The following is a 17,716-nucleotide window of genomic DNA, read 5'->3' on the forward strand; positions in this document are numbered from 1 at the left end:
ACACTGTAACCCATGAGCCACGAGGACGTCAGCGCAGCGGCGGAGATGCGATGGAACGGCTGGGGCGATCCGAATCGCGTCTCCGGACTGCCCTTCGCGGTGCGCGCTCTGCTGCCGGCGATCCTCGGCCGCGTCCGCAGGCCCGCAGCGGCGCCGGGCATCGACGAGGTGGAGGTCGCGCCGTCGCTGCTCACGGAGGCCGATCAGGCGACGCTACGTGAGGTCGTCGGCGCGGAGGACGTCGACCTGTCCGCCGGTGCCCGGCTGCGGCACGCCGGGGGCCGGTCGACGCCCGATCTGCTGGAGCGCAGGGGTCATCGGCAGGAGACCCCCGATGGCATCGTGCTCCCGGCCTCGCACGACGAGGTCGCGGAGGTCCTGCGTCTGGCATCCGAACGTCGTATCGCGGTCGTGCCCTTCGGCGGCGGCACGAGCGTGGTCGGTGGCGTCGACCCGGAGCGCGGCCCGCATCACGCCGTCATCTCCCTGGACCTCCGTCGCCTCACCGGCCTCGTGTCCTTCGACTCCGTGAGCGGCGAGGCGGTGCTGCGCGCCGGCACCCGCGGCCCGGAAGCGGAGCGCCTGCTGTCGGAGCGCGGCTTCGAGCTCGGCCACTATCCGCAGAGCTTCCGTTACGCGACCATCGGAGGCTTCGCCGCGGCGAGGTCGTCCGGGCAGAACTCGGCCGGGTACGGGCGGTTCGACACGATGGTGACGGGGCTGCGGGTGGCCACGCCGACGGGCGAGCTCGACCTCGGCCGCGCGCCGGGCTCCGCCGCCGGTCCGGATCTCGTCCGGCTCTTCCTCGGCTCGGAGGGCGTCTTCGGGGTGATCACGGAGGTGCGGGTGCGGGTGCATCCGGTGCCGGCCGAGCGGATCGTGGAGTCCTGGAGTTTCCCGGACTTCGTCACCGGCGCGGAGGCGCTCCGTCGAACGGTGCAGAGCGGCGCCGGCCCGACGGTGATCCGGCTGTCCGACGAGGTGGAGACGGGGGTCAGTCTCGCCCAGGTGGGCAGGATCGGCAAGGCGCTCTCCAAAGGGGCGAGCGTGGTCGCGGTCTTCGAGGGCGAGGACGCCGAGACGCGGCGCGTCAGGACCGCGGGGTTCCTCTCCGCCGCCGGCGGCACGAGCACCGGGCGCACCGGCGCCCAGGACTGGCTCGACACGCGCTTCGACGGCCCGTATCTGCGGGATGCGCTGCTCGACGTCGGAGTGTTCTGCGAGACGCTGGAGACGGCGACGACCTGGGCGAATCTGCAACGGCTCCGTCAGGCGGTCGCGGACGCCCTGAGAACGGGGTTCGCCCAGGACGATGCGAAGAGCTTCGTGATGTGCCACGTGTCGCATGTGTATCCGACCGGGGCATCCCTCTACTTCACCGTCCTCGCCGGCATCAGAGGCGATCAGTTGGCCGTCTGGGACCGCGTGAAGCATCGCGTCGGGGACGCGATCATGGCCGCAGGGGGAACCATCACCCACCACCATGCGATCGGCCGCGATCACGCCCCGTGGCTGGAGGACGAGATCGGGGAGACCGGGCTCCGCATCCTGAGGGCGGTCAAGGCCGAGCTCGATCCGGCGGGCGTCCTCAACCCCGGGGCGCTCATCCCGGTTCCGTCCGGATCGGGCACATGAGTGACCCCGGCGGTCGACCGCTACGACTCGCCGTGGTGGTGAACCCCCGCTCCGGCAAGGGCCGCGGTGCCCGCGCGGCAGCGACGGCGGTCGCGCACCTGCGCGGGCGGGGCGCCGAGGTCCGGGAGTACGGCGGGTCGTCCGCGGGGGACACGAGAGCACTGACGGCGGAGGCCCTCGAGACCACCCCCGACGCACTGGTGGTGGTGGGAGGCGACGGCACGCTCTCCGGGATCGTCGGCCTCCTGGCGGCGGCGTCCGTCCCCGTGGTGCTCGTGCCGGCGGGGACGGGGAACGATCTGGCCCGCTCCCTGGGGATTCCGCGCGATGACGCGGAGGCGGCGGAGGCGGCGCTCTCCGGCGAGGACCGTCGCCTCGATCTGGGCGTGGTGGAGTCGGGAGGCACGGACACGCCGTTCCTCACGGTCGCGGCGCTCGGATTCGACGCCCGGGTGAGCGATCGCACCAACCGGCTCCGGTATCCGAAGGGGCGCCTCCGGTACTATCTCGCGCTGGTCGTCGAGCTGATCCGGTTGCGCCCGACCCCGTTTCGGATCGGCCTCGACGGGGCGGAGGCGTCGTCGCGCCCGGGGACGCTGATCGCGGTGGGCAACACGGAGAGCTATGGGGGAGGGATGCCGATCTGCGTCGGCGCGCGTGCGGATGACGGCCTGTTGGATGTGGTCCATGTCGCCCCTCTCGGGCGGCTGCGACTGATCGCGCTCTTCCCGCTGCTGCTGCGTGGCGCCCACCTCCGCCGCGCCGAGGTGACGCACGACCGCGTCGGGTCCGTCGTGGTGAGAGCACCGGATCTCGTGGTGTATGCGGACGGTGAGCGCGTGGGTGCGGGGGAATGCCGGATCCGGGTGCAGCCCGCCGCCCTGACGATGCGGGTGCCGAGGGGATGACGATGCAGGTGTACGACGAGGACGTCGTGATCGTGGGCTCCGGCTTCGGCGGCTCCGTCGCCGCCCTGCGGCTGGCGGAGAAGGACTATCGGGTACGCGTCTACGAGGCGGGGCGCCGCTTCGAGGACGCGGACTTCGCGCGCACGTCCTGGGACGTCCGACGCTATCTCTGGGCTCCGCGGCTGGGATGCTTCGGCGTGCAGCGCATCCACCGTCTCCCGCACGTGATGATCCTGGCGGGTGCGGGTGTGGGCGGCGGATCCCTCAACTACGCGAACACCCTGTACGAGCCGGGCGCGGAGTTCTTCGAAGACCCGCAGTGGCCCTCCGACATCGACTGGCGGCACGATCTCGCGGTCCACTACCGCACCGCGCGCCGCATGCTCGGCGTCGTCGAGCACTATCCGCACACGGGGCCGGTGGAGCGGATCATGGCGGGGGCGGCCGCGGACCTCGGCGTGGCGGACACGTTCCGCCGGGCCCCCGTCGGCGTGTTCCTCGGGATGCCCGGCGTCGAGGTCCCCGATCCCTACTTCGGCGGGGACGGCCCCGCACGCACCGGCTGCACGCTCTGCGGCAACTGCATGGTCGGATGCCGCGTCGGAGCCAAGAACACCCTTGTGAAGAACTATCTCGCCCTCGCCGAACGGCGCGGAGCGGTGATCGAGCCCCTCCGGACGGTGGTCGAGGTGCGGGAGGCCGAGGGCGGAGGGTTTCTGGTCACGACGGAGCGCACCGGCTCCTGGACGCGCCGAGACCGCCGTGTCCTGCGGGCCGAGCAGGTCGTGCTGGCCGCGGGAACCTGGGGGACCCAGCAGCTGCTGCACCGGATGAAGGCGTCGGGGGCCCTGCCGCATCTCTCCGATGCGCTGGGGCGGCTGACGAGGACGAACTCCGAGGCGCTGGATGGCGCAGTGTCGGTGCGGGTGCCGGAGGAGGCCGAGCTGGCGAAGGGCGTCGCGATCACGACGTCGTTCCACGTGGACGCGCGCACCCACGTCGAGAACGTGCGCTACGGTCCTGGGTCGAATCTCATGGGGGCGCTGGCGACCGTGCTGGTGCCCGGAGACGTCCCCCTGCACCGGCGTCTCGGCGCGCTCGTCCGCCGCGCACTGAGGCATCCGATCCGGCAGCTGAGGCTCGGTTCGCTGCGGCGCTGGAGCGAGCGCGGCATCATCGCCCTGGTGATGCAGAGCGCCGACAACTCGCTCACGCTCTCTCTGCGTCGCCGCCTCGGCGGGACGGCGCTGACGAGCGCGCAGGGGCACGGAGAGCCCAATCCGCCCTTTCTGCCGCAGGCGCATCGCGCCTCGGAGGCGATCGCCGCCCGGATGGAGGCTGAGACGGGCGTCCCCGCGGAGGCGCGGGGGTCATGGCCCGAGGTCTTCGGCATCCCGCTCACCGCGCACTTCCTGGGTGGAGCGGTGATCTCCGGAGAGCCCGCGCGCGGCGTGATCGACGGCTACCACCGGGTCTGGGGGCACCCGGGCCTGCATGTCGTCGACGGCGCCGCGGTGCCGGCCAACCCGGGAGTGAACCCGTCCCTCACCATCACCGCGCTCGCGGAGCGGGCGCTGGCGCACTGGCCCGTGCGCGGGACGCCGGATGAGCGCCCGGCTCAGCGGGCCTGACGCGTGAGGAGGGAGGGCCGCCGTGCAGCGACCCTCCCTCCTCTGCGATCCGGCTCAGCTGTTCGCGATGCCGACGATCTGCGGCGTATGGAACATGCCGCCGAAGACCCGCTCCGATGCGCCTTCGCGATCGAGGTAGGGCGAAGCCCCGCCGTCGATGAAAGGCCAGCCGGCGCCGAGGATCAGGCACAGGTCGATGTCCTGCACCTCGGGGACCACGCCCTCGTCGAGCATCAGCTTGATCTCCTGCGCGAGACCGTCCTGCACGCGGCGGAGGATCTCGGCGGCCGGCGTCGGGGTCGATCCCGCCGCCTTCTTCACGAGCTTCTCCGCGTCCTTGGCGAAGCCGGTCACGCGGCCGCCCTTGTCCTTCTCCACGACCTGCGGGAGGTCGGCGAGCTCGTGGAAGTTCTCGTTCGCGTAGAAGCGATCGGGGAACGCGTGGACCATGGTGTCCTGCACGTGCGCCGCGACCTTCCAGCCCACGAGGTCGATGAGCTGGAACGGCCCCATCGGCAGCCCGAGCGGGCCGAACGCCTTCTCCACATCGGCGACCGGCGTGCCCTCGTACACCGCGCGTGCAGCCTCGCCCATGACCTTGGCGAGCAGACGGTTCACCACGAAGCCAGGGGCGTCGGCCGTGAGCACCGCGTTCTTGCCGAGGCCCTTCGCCACGACGAACGCGGTCGAGAGCGCGGCGTCCGTGGTCGCCGGCGTCTTCACGATCTCGATGAGCGGCATGACCGCCACCGGGTTGAAGAAGTGGAACCCGACCAGACGCTCCGGGTGAGCCAGCTTGGCACCGATCTCCTCGACGGAGAGCGACGAGGTGTTGGTCGCGAGGATCGCGTCCTCCGCGACGATCTTCTCGATCTCGCCGAAGACCTGCTGCTTGACGCCGACCTCCTCGAACACGGCCTCGATCACGAAGTCGCAGTCCGCGTAGAGGGACTTGTCGGTGGTGCCGGTCACGAGGGCGCGGAGCTTGTTCGCGGAGTCGCCGTCGAGGCGGCCCTTCGCCTCGAGCTTGCCGATCTCCTCGTGGATGTACGCCACGCCCTTGTCGACACGGGCCTGGTCGAGGTCGGTGATCAGCACCGGCACCTGGAGCTTGCGCACGAACAGCAGCGCGAACTGGCTGGCCATGAGGCCCGCGCCGATGATCCCGACCTTGGTGACCTTCTTGGCGAGCTCCCGGTCAGGGGCGCCGACCGGACGCTTGGCCCGCTTCTGCACGAGGTCGAACGCGTACATGGACGCGGCGAACTGATCGCCGGTGACGAGCTCGGCGAGCGCCTCGTCCTCGCGGGCGAACCCCTCCGCCCTGGTACCGCTCTTCGCCTTGTCGAGCAGTTCGAGGGCGGCATACGGGGACTTCGGCACCGTGCCGATCTTCGACTCGAGCATGCCGCGCGCCATCTTGATGGCGATGGGCCACTTGGTGAGGCGTTCGATCTTGCCCGGCTCGTTCTTCCGCTCGACCTTCTTGCCGCCGAGGACGGCGTCGGCCCAGCGGAGCGAGTCCTCGAGGAAGTTCGCCGCCGGGAAGATCGCGTCCATGATCCCGAGGTCGAAGGCCTGCTGCGGCTTGAGCATGCGGTTCTGCTTGAGCGGATTGGAGATGACCACCTCGAGCGCGTTCTCGATGCCGATCAGGTTCGGCAGGAGGTAGGCGCCGCCCCAGCCCGGGATGATCCCCAGGAACACCTCGGGGAGCGCGAGCGCCGCCGCCGAGGCGTCCACCGTGCGGTAGCCGGAGTTCAGCGCGATCTCCATGCCGCCGCCGAGCGCGAGACCGTTCACGAAGGCGAAGGAAGGCACGCCGAGGTCGCTCAGCGACCCCAGCACCTTGTGCCCGAGCTGGGCGATGAGACGTGCGTTGTCCTTAGAGCCGACGCGGCTGATGTCGGAGAGGTCCGCTCCGGCCGCGAGGATGTACTGCTTCCCCGTGATGCCGACGGCCTGGATCTCGCCGGACGCCGCGCGATCCTTGAGGCCCGCGAGGGTCTCGCCGAGCTCGGTGAGGGTGGCGGGGCCGAGCGTGTTCGGACGGGTGTGGTCGCGCCCGTTGTCGAGCGTGATGAGCGCCAGCACCTTGCCGGAGGCGAGGCGGACGTCGCGCACGGGGGAGTGCGTGACCACCTCGCCCTCGGTGAGGGCCATGATGGGCGAGAAGTCGATCTCGTCGTAGTTCGTCATTCCTGCGCTCACTTCCGCTTCTTGCCGTCGAAGAACGGGTTCTCCCAGATGACCGATCCGCCCTGGCCGAGACCGACGCACATCGCGGTCAGGCCGTAGCGCACGTCCGGACGCTCGGCGAACTGAGCGGCCAGCTGAATCATGAGACGCACGCCGCTCGCGGCCAGCGGATGGCCGAGCGCGATCGCCCCGCCCCACTGGTTGACCCGCGGGTCGTCATCGGCGATGCCGAAGTGGTCGAGCAGCGAGAGGACCTGGATCGCGAACGCCTCGTTCAGCTCGAAGAGGCCGATGTCGGCGATCGTCAGACCGGCCTTCTTCAGCGCCTTCTCGGTGGACGGGATCGGGCCGATGCCCATGATCTCGGGCTGCACACCGGCGAAGGCGAAGGAGACCATGCGCATCTTCGGCTGCAGTCCCAGTTCCTTGACCGCTGACCCGCCGGCCAGCAGCGACATGGTCGCGCCGTCGGTGAGGGGGGAGGATGTTCCCGCGGTGACGCGTCCGTGCGGGCGGAAGGGCGTCTTCAGACCGGCGAGGTCCTCCATCGTCGTCTGCGGGCGGCGGCCCTCGTCCTCGGTCGCCAGGCCCCAGGAGCCGTCGGCGGCCTTGATCGCGACCGGCACGAGGTCGCCCTGGAGCTTGCCGGCGTCGTACGCCGCCTGCACCTTGTGCTGGCTGAGCATGCCGAAGCGATCGGCGCGCTCCTTCGTGAGGTGCGGGAAGCGATCGTGGATGCGCTCCGCCGTCACGCCCATGTTGAGAGCGCCCGGATCGACCATGCGCTCGGCGACGAAACGGGGGTTGGGGTCGGCGTTGCCACCGATCGGGTGGTGGCCCATGTGCTCGACGCCGCCGGCGAGGGCGAGGTCGTACATGCCCACGCCGATCGAGGCGCCCATGGTCGTGACGCTCGTCATCGCGCCGGCGCACATGCGCTCGATCGCGAGGCCGGGGACCGTCTGCGGGAGCCCGGCGAGGATCGCCACGGAACGGCCGAGGGTCAGGCCCTGGTCGCCGGTCTGGCTCGTCGCGGCGATCGCCACGTCGTCGATGCGGTCAGCGGGGACGTTCGGATTGCGCTCCATGAGCCCGATGGTCGCCTTGACGGCGAGGTCGTCCGCGCGGGTGTTCCAGTACATGCCCTTCTCGCCGGCGCGCCCGAACGGGGTGCGCATGCCGTCGACGAAGAAGACGTCCGAGATCTCGGCCACTCTGCCTCCAGTGTTGTGGGATGCTCCCAGCCTAGGAAGCGCGCCGGGGCTCAGGGAATCGGTTGGATCGAACCTACGAAGCGGTCGCGGCGCCCTCTTCGGGCGATTGCGCGGCATCTACAAAGGCATCCGCGATCTTCTGTGCAGTCTGCGCAATCTGCCACCGGCGTGCGCCGAGGTCGGCGAGCGCCTCTCCGATCGACTCGGCGGTGAGCTCCGGCGGTTGCCAGGCGACGCGTCGCAGGTGATCGGGGGTGAGGAGGTTCTCGGTGGGCATGTGCAGCTCGTCGGCGAGAGCCTCGACGACGGGTCTCGCGGCTTTCAGCCGGGCATCCGCCTCCGGGTTGCGGTCGACCCACGCACGCGGCGGGGGCAGGGCGTCGCTGGGCACGCGCTCCCGGGGGAGGTCTGCGGTGGCGCGTCCGCGCTCGATCGCGTTCCACCAGCGGTCGAGCTGCGTCCGGCTGGCCCGGCCGTGGAAGTCGGCGAGGCCTGCGAGTGCCTGCTTGTTCGCGGGTGCGCCCAGGATCGCGGCGAGCAGCGAGCGGTCGGGGACGAGGCGTCCGGGGGACACGTCCATCTCCTGGGCGTACTCCTCGCGCGCCGTCCAGAGTTCGCGCGCGACGGCGAGGTTGCGCGCGCCGCGCACCCGGTGAAGGCCGCTGAGACGTCGCCAGGGGTCTTCGCGGACGGGTTTGGGGCGACGGGTCAGGGTCGCCGCGAACTCCTCCGCCGCGAACCCCTCCTTGCCTGCGTCGACGAGCTCGGCGTCGATCGCGTCGCGCACGTCGATCAGGTGCAGCACGTCGAGGGCGGCGTACTCGAGCCAGGACTCCGGGAGGGGCCTGGTGGACCAGTCCGCGGCCGAGTGCTCCTTGGCGAGAGTGATGCCGAGAGTGTGCTCGACGACGGCCGCGAGGCCCACACGCTCATGCCCGAGGAGGCGCGCCGCCAGCTCGGTGTCGAAGATCGTGGCCGGCTCGAGGGCGAGTTCGCGGAGCGACGGCAGGTCCTGGCTCGCGGCATGGAAGACCCACTCGACGTCGCCGATGGCCTCCTGCAGCGCCGAGAAATCGCCCAGCGCCGGCGGGTCGAAGAGGAACACACCGGCACCCCGGCGGAAGACCTGCACGAGATAGGCGCGCTGCGAGTAGCGGAACCCCGAGGCTCTCTCGACGTCGACGGCGACCGGGCCCTCACCCGCGGCGAGCAGATCGCAGGCCGCCAAGAACTCCTCACGGTCGGCGATCACGGCATAGTCAGCCACGTGCTCCCTTTCTCGCGCCGAACACGGCGATGTCCTCGGATCCCGGCGGAAGCCCCGCCAGCATCCCCACCAGCTCCGCCCACGCCTCGACGTGGGGACGGAACGGTCCCTCCGGCGTCCAGGACGCGCGGAGTTCGATCTGCGCACCGTCGCCTTCCACGGCGAGGCCGCCGAATCCCTTCGACAGCGTCTTCGTGGACGTCCCCGATGCGGAGTGGTAGACGGCGTCCCGCGACTCGAGGGCGTCGACGAGCCACGACCAGGTGACGTCGGCGAGCAGGGGATCGGTTCCGATCTCCGGCTCCAGCGGAGCCTGCGCGAAAGCGACGATACGCCATGCGCCGCCCCAGGCCGTCGGCTCGTCCGGGTCGTGGAGCAGCACGAAGCGCCCGGTGCCGTACACGGAATCGCCGTGATCGTCTGGACGCACGTCGGCGGCGAGCGCGAGGGAGAACGGCGCCAGCCCCGAGGGCGAGGGGATCTCCCGCACCACGATGTCGGTACGGAACGCGGTCTCCCGCAGCTGCTTCGCGGCGTCGTCGAAGAGCGCAGCGGCTTCCGGGTTCGCGGTCACGGCAACAGGCTAGAGTCAGGAGGCGATGAAGAGTCTCAGGCACGCCGTAGCGCTGCTCGTCCCCGCTCTGCTGGCCGCCCTGGTCGGCGTCGCCGTCGCGGTGTTCGCCACGGCGCGCCGCGTGGTCACCCCCGGCCCGCGCCAGAACGACACCGAGATCCTCGCGATCGACACGGGCGCGCAGACCATCGAGCTCACCCGGACGCCCGACACGGAGCTCCCCGGTCGGTACGGCCTGTTCACCACCGGCACCTACGGATACGTCAAGCTCGGCGCAGTGCTGAGCGCCGACGCCGCGCACGTCCGGCGCAAGCTGCTCACCCAGGTCGACGCCGGCGCCCGCGTGGATCGGGCCGCGGCGTTCAGCGGCTGGTACTACTCGTCCCCGTCCGAGCTGCACATCCCCTGGCAGAGCGTGCTGATCGGATCGCCGGCGGGGCCGTGCCCCGCGTGGCTCTTCCCCGCCGAGGGGAGCACCTGGGTGATCCAGGTGCACGGCCGGGGGACGACGCGCGCGGAGTGCCTGCGGGCGGTGCCCGTGTTCCACTCGCTCGGTCTGCCGACGATGGTGGTGTCCTACCGCAACGACGGCGAGGCTCCGCGAAGCCGTGGCGGCTCCTATGCCCTCGGGGCGTCGGAGTGGCGCGACGTCGACGCCGCGATCGCCTACGCGCTGCGCCACGGCGCCGACCGCGTGCTCCTCATGGGCTGGTCGATGGGCGGCGCGATCGCCCTGCAGACTGCGGTTTCCTCGGGCAACCGCCAGGCGATCGCCGGGCTGGTGCTCGACTCTCCGGTGGTGGACTGGCGCACGGTGCTGCGGTTCCAGGCGCGGGAATCCGGGCTGCGCGATCCGCTGCCCTCTCTGGCGATGAGCGCGCTCTCCGCCTCCTGGTCGGCGAAGCTCGGGGGCGCCGAGGAGGCGATCCCGTTCGACCGGCTCGACATGGTCTCGCGGGCCGCTGAGCTCCGGGTGCCGATCCTCATCCTGCACAGCGACGACGACGGCTTCGTGCCCGCGGACGCCTCGCATGCGCTGGCGGAGGCCCGGCCCGACCTGGTGACGATGCCGCCGTTCTCCGTCGCACGGCACACGAAGCTCTGGAACTACGATCAGGCCGGCTGGACCTCGGCGATCACGGGGTGGATGGCCGGAAACGGGTTCACCGCTTCTGACGGACCTGCTTCTTCGCCCGCATGAGCATGCCGGTCATCCCGCCGATGCGCAGCGGGGAGACGAGCTTGGTGAGCCCGAGGCTCTGCGGGTAGTCGTTCGGGATCGCCAGCACCTCGTCCGCCGACAGGCCGGTGATGCCCTGGACGAGGATGCTGGCGAAGCCGCGCGTGGTCGGGGCCTCCGGCGGCGCGGTGGCATGCATGCGCACCACGTCGTCCTCGACCTCGAGGTAGATGTAGACGGGGGACTGGCACTCGGCGACCCGTTCGCACATCTCCGGGTGGTTCGCCAGCTCCTCGGGGACCGCGGGGAGCTCGTTCGCGAACTCCAGGAGCAGCGACAGTCGGTCGCTCTCGGGGAGGTCGAGGAAGTCGTCGCGGATCTCGGAGAGGGCCTCGGGGACGTCGGTGCTGGTCATCCCTGCCATTGTCACACGCTCAGAGCGTGCCGGGCTCGCTGCCGGTGACGATCGGGACGCGCACCGCGCTGCCCCATTCGGTCCAGGATCCGTCGTAGTTGCGGACGTCGTCGAAGCCGAGCAGGTGCTTGAGCACGAACCAGGTGTGGCTCGAGCGCTCGCCGATGCGGCAGTATGCGACGATCGAGTCGCCGTCCTCGAGGCCCGCGCCGTCGCGGTAGATCTCCTCGAGCTCGGCACGGCTCTTGAAACCGCCGTCCTCGGCGACGGCCTTCGCCCACGGCACGCTCTGCGCGGTGGGGATGTGACCGGCGCGGAGTGCCCCTTCCTCCGGATACGCGGGGGCGGAAGTGCGCTCACCGCTGAACTCCTCGGGGGAGCGCACGTCGATCAGCGGCTTGCCGAGGTGGGCGAGCACGTCTTCCTTGTAGGCGCGGATGACGGAGTCGTCGCGTTCGATCACCGGGTACTGGGTGCGAGCCCGCTCGGGTGCCTCGGTCGTGATCTCCCTGCCCTCGCCGATCCAGCGGTCGCGGCCGCCGTCGAGCAGGCGGACGTCCTCGTGGCCGAACAGGGAGAAGACCCACAGCGCGTAGGCCGCCCACCAGTTGTTCTTGTCGCCGTAGATGACGACCGTGTCGTCGCGGCTGATCCCCTTGCGACTGAGCAGGTCGGCGAAGCCGGCACCGTCGACGTAGTCGCGCACGATCGGGTCGTTGAGCTCCGTGTGCCAATCGACCTTCACCGCACCGGGGATGTGTCCGGTCTCATAGAGCAGCACGTCCTCATCGGACTCCACGACGACGAGGCCCGGCTCGCCCAGGTGCGCGGCGAGCCATTCGGTGGTGACCAGCCGGCCGGGCTCGGAGTACTCGGCGAACTTGGCGGATGAGGTGTCGAACTCGATAGGCACGGGGGTCTCCTGATGTGAACGAGCGGGTGGTTCGATGAGACGGCGTAGTGTTGATCCGTCCCTTTGACGATAGGCCTCCCTGCTGTGACACGCACGCGGATTACGAAAGACTTCGACACACGATGACACCGACCACCAGCACGGGCATCGTGCACCTGACGGATCGGGTGCCGGTCGTCACCGGCACGGAGATGCTCGCCAGCCTGGTGCCGCCGCCGCAGTTCGATGGCGCGACCTTCGAGAGCTACCGGGCCGACGACGCCTATCCGTCGCAGGAGGACGCGAAGAAGCGGCTGATGGCGTTCGCGAACGGCGCGCAGCCGGTGAAGAAGGCCGGGCTCTTCCGCCGGGCGCCGAAGGAGCCGGAGATGAAGCCGGGCTTCTACCTCGACGGCGGCTTCGGGGTGGGCAAGACCCATCTGCTCGCCTCGATCTACCACGCGATGCCGGCTCGCCGGAAGTACTTCGGATCGTTCATCGAGTACACGGCGCTCGTCGGGGCCCTCGGCTACAAGAACACCGTCGACCTGCTCCGCGGCGCCGACCTGCTCTGCATCGACGAGTTCGAGCTCGACGACCCGGGCGACACGATGATCATGACGCGGTTGCTGGGCGAGCTGGTCTCGTCCGGCACGAAGCTCGCGGCGACGTCGAACACCCCTCCCAACGCGCTCGGCGAGGGGCGGTTCGCAGCACAGGACTTCCTGCGCGAGATCCAGGCGATGTCCGACAGCTTCGAAACCCTGCGGATCGACGGCGTCGACTATCGCCAGCGTGCGATCGACGGGCACTCGGTCTCGCTCGACGATGCGGCGTACGCGGCCGCGATCGCGCGGGCATCCGAGACCGGCACGGCATCCGACGACGTCTTCGGGGATGTGGTGCGGCACCTGGCGCAGGTGCACCCGTCGCGCTACCTCCGTCTCATCGACGGTCTCGACCTCGTCGGCCTCCGCGACGTGCGGCTCATCACCGACCAGTCGGAGGCGCTGCGCCTGGTGGCGTTCGTCGATCGCGTCTACGACACGCAGATCCCGATCGTTTCCACCGGAACCCCCCTCGACGAGGTGTTCTCCGAGGAGATGCTCGCCGGCGGCTACCGGAAGAAGTACCTGCGGGCGATCTCGCGCCTGAACGCACTGACCCACGCGGCGTCCGCGTAACACGATCGTCATCCGGCGGGGCATTCCGTAACAGCCCCGAAACGTGCGGCGCGATCAGCGGTAACGCGACAGGAGAACACTGAACCTCACTTTCCCGAAAGCGAGGTTCGATATGGATGCACCGGGCAACATCTCCTGGGGTGTGACGGCCACTGCACTCGTGCTGCTCATGACGCCGGGGGTGGCGTTCTTCTACGGCGGTCTGGTGAAGGCGAAGAGCGTCATCAGCATGATGATGATGAGCTTCGGCTCCATCGGACTCATCGCCGTGCTGTGGGTGCTCTACGGCTTCTCGATGAGCACCGTCGACTCGCCGGGGGCATTCGCGGGAGACCCGTTCGCCGACTTCGGGCTCGCCGCATCCGCCGCAGAGCCGGGGGCGAACGTGGCGCTGCTCTCAGTCGCCTACGGGGCGACGTTCGCGATCATCACCGTCGCCCTGATCTCGGGCGCGATCGCGGACCGCGCCCGCTTCGGTCCCTGGCTGATCTTCGTCGGGGTGTTCGCCACGATCGGCTACTTCCCGATCGCCGCCTGGGTCTGGGGCGGGGGCTGGATCATGAACCTCGGGAAGGCGCTCTTCGGAGAGGACAGCGGCGTCGCGGTCATCGACTACGCCGGAGGCACCGCGGTGCACATCAACGCGGGTGCCGCGGCTCTGGCTCTCGCCCTCGTGCTCGGGCGCCGGATCGGCTTCAGCAGGGGCATCCAGCGCCCCCACAACGTGCCGCTCACCCTGCTCGGTGCCGCGCTGCTGTGGTTCGGGTGGATCGGCTTCAACGCGGGCGCCGAGTGGACCTCAGGCGACATGGGCAAGGTGGGGCTCATCGCCATCAACACCCTGGGGGCGGGCGCCGCGGGCATCCTCGGCTGGATCCTCGTCGAGCGCATCAAGGATGGGAAGCCGACCTCGGTCGGCGCGGTGTCCGGCGCCGTGGCGGGTCTCGTGGCGATCACGCCCGCATGCGCGGACCTGGCTCCCGGATGGGCGCTGCTGCTGGGGGCGCTCTCCGGCACCCTCTGCGCCCTCGCGGTGGAGATGAAGTACCGGCTGGGCTTCGACGACTCGCTCGACGTCGTCGGGCTGCACCTCGTCGGCGGCCTCCTCGGCACGGTGTACCTCGGCTTCTTCGCCACCGGCCAGGGCCTGTTCACCGGTGGGGACCTGCGACTGCTCGCGGTGCAGGTGATCGCCTCCGGTGGAGTGCTGATCTACTCCTTCGTGGTCTCGCTGCTCATCGGCCTGGCGATCGAGAAGACCATCGGGTTCCGCGTCACCGGGGAGGACGAGGTCGCGGGCGTCGACCTCGTGGTGCACGGCGAGTCGGGGTACGCGCTGGCGGAGAGCTGATCGCCCGTCGTCAGCGCTGAGTAGGGTGGGCAGGTGAGCTCGTCGAACAGCATCCTGTCCACCCTCGCCGGCATCCTGCTGAAGGCGCTCGGCCGGGAGTCGCGGTCGACACCGGTGCGGCCCGACCGTCCGGATGCGCAGCTGCGCGAGACGTCGGCCCGCGGGGGGAGCGCGGCCGGGGAGGAGCCGGGGCGGAACCGGGGGAGCGAGACCGTGCGCGTCGATCCCGATCGCATCCGCGACCTGACGGTCTCCTACGCGCCGCAGCGCGACGGGGCGCCGGACGCCGGCGAGGTGATCTGGACGTGGGTGCCCTACGAGGAGAACGACGGGCGGGGCAAGGACCGCCCCGTGCTCGTCATCGGCCGCCAGTCCGCGGACCGGGTGTACGCGGTCCGTATGACGAGCAAGCCGCACGACGGCGACCGGGACTTCCTCTCGATCGGCACGGGAGGCTGGGACTCCCAGGGACGGGAGTCCTGGGTCGACATCGAACAGCTCTACAGCGTGCACGATCGGGGGATGCGGCGCGAGGCCGCGGTGCTCGACGCCGGTCGCTATGAGCGAGTGGCCTCGGCGCTGGTGACGAGGTACGGCTGGGCGCGGAAGCGGTGACCTGAGACTTCGTCGCATCCGACGAAGGACACTTTCGTCGATCGTCCCGGACGCCGATCCTCGGGCGGCCGGTGTCGCAGAGAATGGCAGGAGCCCGCATCGTGGCGGCCCCCACCGAAGGAGAGACGGCTTTGATGATCGACACCCGGGAACTGATCCTCGACGGCGACTGCCCGATCGCGGTGCGCGACTACGGCGGGACCGGTACGCCGGTGCTCTTCCTGCACGGAGCGCTCCGCAATCTGGAGGATTGGGACGCTTTCGCGGAGCGCCTGGTCGAGGACCACCGGCTGGTGGCGATGGACTTCCGCAACCACGGACGATCCGGCGACGGGGAGTGGACCTGGGACGCGGTGCTCGACGACGTCGATCGGGTCATCGCTGCAACGGGGCTGGAGAACCCCGTGATCGTGGGGCACTCGCTGGGCGGCATGGTCGCCGCGCTCTACGCGGTGCGTGGCGGGCGCACGGCAGGCGTCGTCAACATGGACGGCTACGGCGGAGGCGCTCCGGAGCAGTATGTCGGGATGGACCCGGACACGGTCGTGCAGATGCAGCGGGCCAATTTCGAGGCTTCTCTGGCCTCGTGGCCGGACGGCCCTGTGACCGCGGAGGCCGTCGCAGAGCTGCTCAGTGCGCAGGTGGTGCAGGGGAGCGCATACGGCCTGCCCGCCGCACGCGAGCTGACCGGTTTCGCCCGGGGCCTCCGCGACGTCGACGGCGGACTGGTGCGACACGCGATGAGCCGCGAGCACCTGCGCGAGTTGCTGGTCGGGCTCGAAGACGTGGACTGGATGGACCTCTTCGGCCGGGTCGAGGCGCCCTTCCTGATCTACCGCTGCGAGGGACTGCCTGGGGTTGAGGGCGAGATGCGGGATTTCATGGAGGCCTATAACGCGGGCCTCCGTCGGGATCTGGAGGCTCTCGACGCCCGCGCCGGCCATGTCGAGGTCAAGTTCCTCCCCGACAACCACGGCTTCAACCTGATCAAGCCGGTCGAGCTGTCCGCCGACATCCGCGACTTCATCGCGTCCGTGCACGCCCGCGCCTGAGCGGAGGCGTGCGGTCTCCGACGATAGAGTCCGCCCATGCGCATCGTCGTCTCCGGCACCCACTGCACGGGCAAGTCGACCCTCATCGCGGCGTTCGCGGAGCGGCACCCGGCGTTCGAGGTGTTCGGGGACCCGTACGAGCTCGCCGGCGGGGACGTCGGCGTCGACTCCTTCGTCTCGCAGTTCCAGGTCTCGGTGGGACGGCTGCAACGGCTCTCCCGTGGCCGGGATGCGGTGATCGAGCGCTGCCCCCTGGACTTCCTGGCGTATCTCGAGGCCTGGGAGACGCTCGGTCGGCCGGGCGGAGCGGGGGCGGCGCTCCCGGGCCTGTACGAGGAGGCCGTCCTGGCGATGCAGGAGGTGGAACTGCTGGTCCTCCTGCCGGTGGCCCAGGCCGACGGCATCCATGTCCCCGCGGAGGAGGACCTCGATCTGCGCGAGGAGACGGATGCCGCCCTCCTCGCGCTCGTCGACGATCCGGACCTGATGCCGGACTCCGTCCGCGCCATCGAGGTCACCGGCTCGGGGGATCGCCGCCTGGATCTGCTGGAGGCGGCTCTCTCGGGTCGGTGATCGCGCGGGAAGCGATCGAGTATCGGCGAGGTCGGATCAGCTCCATGACCGGCTCTTCGTGTTCCGCGCCGAGCACGGGGGAGCGCGCAGTCGATGTCTGGTCTTGCCTGTCGATTGTCCGGAGTTTCGCGACATCGGAATCGCGTCGTTCGAGCGGGTCGGAGACTGATCTCGGCTCCGGATGTTCGCCGAACGCGCGTTTCGTCCGCAAGCAGTGAGCCGGGTCAAGGGGAGACACATATGGATGGAAAGACAAGCATCAGCGCTGCCGGGATTCCTCGCCGCGCCGTGGTGAAGGGCGCAGCATGGAGCGTTCCGGTCGTGGCCGCCAGCGTCGCGGCGCCGGCTTTCGCGGCGTCGACGGACTGCGCGTGCTTCGTGCCGGACACATTGGGGTCGGGCGCGAACTTCAGCGTCAATCAGATCAGCGGCGGCGCGGGGGTCGTCGTCTACAACTCCGGTTTCGGCATCGACGGAACGAGGTGCGCCCGCACTTCGCAGACCTATCAGGTCACCGTGCTGGCGGCGACCTTGACGATGAGCCATGGGCAGTCGGTCCAGGGGCGCATCGTCTCCGGAGGGGTCACGAACAACAGCTTCGCGAACGCGCACGGCGCCGTACCGGCGAACTTTGAGTTCACGGGGGTGTCGTTCCCCGACGGGAACTACAGCTCGATCGGGAACACGCCCGTGGCGCAGCCGGCCTCACTGAGCGTGACCGTTCGTTTCGATTGGGACGGCAAGAGCTGCACCAAGGTGCTGAACTATCAGTTCACGATGGCCAACGTGGGCAACTTCAGCAGCGGGCAGGTCTCCGGCGGAACAGCCGTCATCGGTGTGGCCTATCAGATGACGATCATCGGCATCTGATCCAGCATCCTATCTTCCGGCAGGGGATGAGATGAGCAGTACGAGCGACTCCGAGCCGAGTGCGGCTCTCGACGACGCTTTGAAGGCATTCGGCTGGAGCATCACGACGGGGCAGCATTACGGGGAATGCTGCTCGCGTGAGGGGGTCCGGTGGTC

The 17,716-nt window shown here is 70.0% G+C and carries 16 protein-coding genes; 10 read left to right on the plus strand and 6 right to left on the minus strand.

All coding sequences use genetic code 11. From position 1 onward, the window contains the following. Positions 1-12 precede the first annotated feature (12 nt). From ABWO84_RS06085 to ABWO84_RS06095, 3 genes are read left to right on the plus strand one after another with little or no spacing between them, the layout of a single operon-like run. Complete coding sequence (locus ABWO84_RS06085) at positions 13-1,635, plus strand: FAD-binding oxidoreductase (protein WP_353113588.1); 1,623 nt, start codon at positions 13-15, stop codon at positions 1,633-1,635. Continuing rightward, positions 1,632-2,543 carry a diacylglycerol/lipid kinase family protein gene (locus ABWO84_RS06090; protein WP_353113590.1) on the plus strand — a complete coding sequence of 304 codons (912 nt, stop codon included), beginning with the start codon at positions 1,632-1,634 and terminating at the stop codon, positions 2,541-2,543. Before ABWO84_RS06085 ends, ABWO84_RS06090 begins: the two co-directional genes overlap by 4 nt. 2 nt (positions 2,544-2,545) lie before the next feature. Next, complete coding sequence (locus ABWO84_RS06095; protein ID WP_353113592.1) at positions 2,546-4,174, plus strand: GMC oxidoreductase; 1,629 nt, start codon at positions 2,546-2,548, stop codon at positions 4,172-4,174. Between the two features lie 54 nt (positions 4,175-4,228). Here the strand turns inward: ABWO84_RS06095 and ABWO84_RS06100 are convergent, their stop codons facing one another. The 4 genes from ABWO84_RS06100 to ABWO84_RS06115 all read right to left on the minus strand — a co-directional run bounded on the left by ABWO84_RS06100 (position 4,229) and on the right by ABWO84_RS06115 (position 9,428). Beyond that, entirely contained in the window at positions 4,229-6,373 is a 2,145-nt protein-coding gene (locus tag ABWO84_RS06100) for a 3-hydroxyacyl-CoA dehydrogenase NAD-binding domain-containing protein (protein WP_353113764.1), read from the minus strand. A gap of 8 nt (positions 6,374-6,381) precedes the next feature. Then, positions 6,382-7,587 carry a thiolase family protein gene (locus tag ABWO84_RS06105; protein ID WP_353113594.1) on the minus strand — a complete coding sequence of 402 codons (1,206 nt, stop codon included), beginning with the start codon at positions 7,585-7,587 and terminating at the stop codon, positions 6,382-6,384. Between the two features lie 73 nt (positions 7,588-7,660). Next, positions 7,661-8,854, minus strand: a complete 1,194-nt coding sequence (locus ABWO84_RS06110; RefSeq protein WP_353113596.1) for a ribonuclease D — start codon at positions 8,852-8,854, stop codon at positions 7,661-7,663. After that, positions 8,847-9,428 carry a DUF3000 domain-containing protein gene (locus ABWO84_RS06115; protein ID WP_353113598.1) on the minus strand — a complete coding sequence of 194 codons (582 nt, stop codon included), beginning with the start codon at positions 9,426-9,428 and terminating at the stop codon, positions 8,847-8,849. Before ABWO84_RS06115 ends, ABWO84_RS06110 begins: the two co-directional genes overlap by 8 nt. Before the next feature lie 25 nt (positions 9,429-9,453). Between ABWO84_RS06115 and ABWO84_RS06120 the strand changes: the two genes are divergently transcribed. Further along, positions 9,454-10,629, plus strand: a complete 1,176-nt coding sequence (locus ABWO84_RS06120) for an alpha/beta hydrolase family protein (RefSeq protein WP_353113600.1) — start codon at positions 9,454-9,456, stop codon at positions 10,627-10,629. On the opposite strand, the gene ABWO84_RS06125 is transcribed toward ABWO84_RS06120, so the two are convergent. Both ABWO84_RS06125 and ABWO84_RS06130 read right to left on the minus strand, forming a co-directional pair. Then, positions 10,592-11,023 carry a SufE family protein gene (locus ABWO84_RS06125; protein ID WP_353113602.1) on the minus strand — a complete coding sequence of 144 codons (432 nt, stop codon included), beginning with the start codon at positions 11,021-11,023 and terminating at the stop codon, positions 10,592-10,594. The genes ABWO84_RS06120 and ABWO84_RS06125 overlap by 38 nt on opposite strands. Before the next feature lie 19 nt (positions 11,024-11,042). Continuing rightward, positions 11,043-11,936 carry a sulfurtransferase gene (locus ABWO84_RS06130; RefSeq protein ID WP_353113604.1) on the minus strand — a complete coding sequence of 298 codons (894 nt, stop codon included), beginning with the start codon at positions 11,934-11,936 and terminating at the stop codon, positions 11,043-11,045. 122 nt (positions 11,937-12,058) lie between these two features. Between ABWO84_RS06130 and zapE the strand changes: the two genes are divergently transcribed. From zapE to ABWO84_RS06160, 6 genes are all read left to right on the plus strand, one after another. Further along, positions 12,059-13,099, plus strand: a complete 1,041-nt coding sequence (zapE, locus tag ABWO84_RS06135; RefSeq protein ID WP_353113606.1) for a cell division protein ZapE — start codon at positions 12,059-12,061, stop codon at positions 13,097-13,099. A gap of 112 nt (positions 13,100-13,211) precedes the next feature. After that, a complete protein-coding gene (locus ABWO84_RS06140; RefSeq protein WP_353113608.1) occupies positions 13,212-14,450 on the plus strand; it encodes an ammonium transporter in 1,239 nt (412 codons plus the stop codon). 33 nt (positions 14,451-14,483) lie between these two features. Next, the gene (locus tag ABWO84_RS06145) at positions 14,484-15,065 is read left to right on the plus strand and encodes a type II toxin-antitoxin system PemK/MazF family toxin (RefSeq protein WP_353113610.1); all 582 of its coding nucleotides are present in this window, start codon (positions 14,484-14,486) and stop codon (positions 15,063-15,065) included. Positions 15,066-15,199: 134 nt separating this feature from the next. Then, positions 15,200-16,117: an alpha/beta fold hydrolase gene (locus ABWO84_RS06150; protein ID WP_353113612.1), complete on the plus strand. Its 918-nt coding sequence runs from the start codon at positions 15,200-15,202 to the stop codon at positions 16,115-16,117. 36 nt (positions 16,118-16,153) lie between these two features. Continuing rightward, the gene (locus ABWO84_RS06155) at positions 16,154-16,690 is read left to right on the plus strand and encodes a DEAD/DEAH box helicase family protein (protein WP_353113614.1); all 537 of its coding nucleotides are present in this window, start codon (positions 16,154-16,156) and stop codon (positions 16,688-16,690) included. 240 nt (positions 16,691-16,930) lie between these two features. Next, positions 16,931-17,560, plus strand: a complete 630-nt coding sequence (locus ABWO84_RS06160) for a hypothetical protein (protein WP_353113616.1) — start codon at positions 16,931-16,933, stop codon at positions 17,558-17,560. Positions 17,561-17,716: the final 156 nt, after the last annotated feature.

It is taken from the genome of Microbacterium sp., from assembly GCF_040394595.1.
GTDB lineage: Bacteria > Actinomycetota > Actinomycetes > Actinomycetales > Microbacteriaceae > Microbacterium.

Bases quoted from the DNA above. Each gene is read 5' to 3' on its own strand.
- ABWO84_RS06085 (WP_353113588.1), top strand. From the start codon at position 13: ATGAGCCACGAGGACGTCAGCGCAGCGGCGGAGATGCGATGGAACGGC.
- ABWO84_RS06090 (WP_353113590.1), top strand. From the start codon at position 1,632: ATGAGTGACCCCGGCGGTCGACCGCTACGACTCGCCGTGGTGGTGAAC.
- ABWO84_RS06095 (WP_353113592.1), top strand. From the start codon at position 2,546: ATGCAGGTGTACGACGAGGACGTCGTGATCGTGGGCTCCGGCTTCGGC.
- ABWO84_RS06100 (WP_353113764.1), bottom strand. From the start codon at position 6,373: ATGACGAACTACGACGAGATCGACTTCTCGCCCATCATGGCCCTCACC.
- ABWO84_RS06120 (WP_353113600.1), top strand. From the start codon at position 9,454: ATGAAGAGTCTCAGGCACGCCGTAGCGCTGCTCGTCCCCGCTCTGCTG.
- ABWO84_RS06125 (WP_353113602.1), bottom strand. From the start codon at position 11,023: ATGACCAGCACCGACGTCCCCGAGGCCCTCTCCGAGATCCGCGACGAC.
- zapE (WP_353113606.1), top strand. From the start codon at position 12,059: ATGACACCGACCACCAGCACGGGCATCGTGCACCTGACGGATCGGGTG.
- ABWO84_RS06140 (WP_353113608.1), top strand. From the start codon at position 13,212: ATGGATGCACCGGGCAACATCTCCTGGGGTGTGACGGCCACTGCACTC.
- ABWO84_RS06150 (WP_353113612.1), top strand. From the start codon at position 15,200: ATGATCGACACCCGGGAACTGATCCTCGACGGCGACTGCCCGATCGCG.
- ABWO84_RS06155 (WP_353113614.1), top strand. From the start codon at position 16,154: ATGCGCATCGTCGTCTCCGGCACCCACTGCACGGGCAAGTCGACCCTC.
- ABWO84_RS06160 (WP_353113616.1), top strand. From the start codon at position 16,931: ATGGATGGAAAGACAAGCATCAGCGCTGCCGGGATTCCTCGCCGCGCC.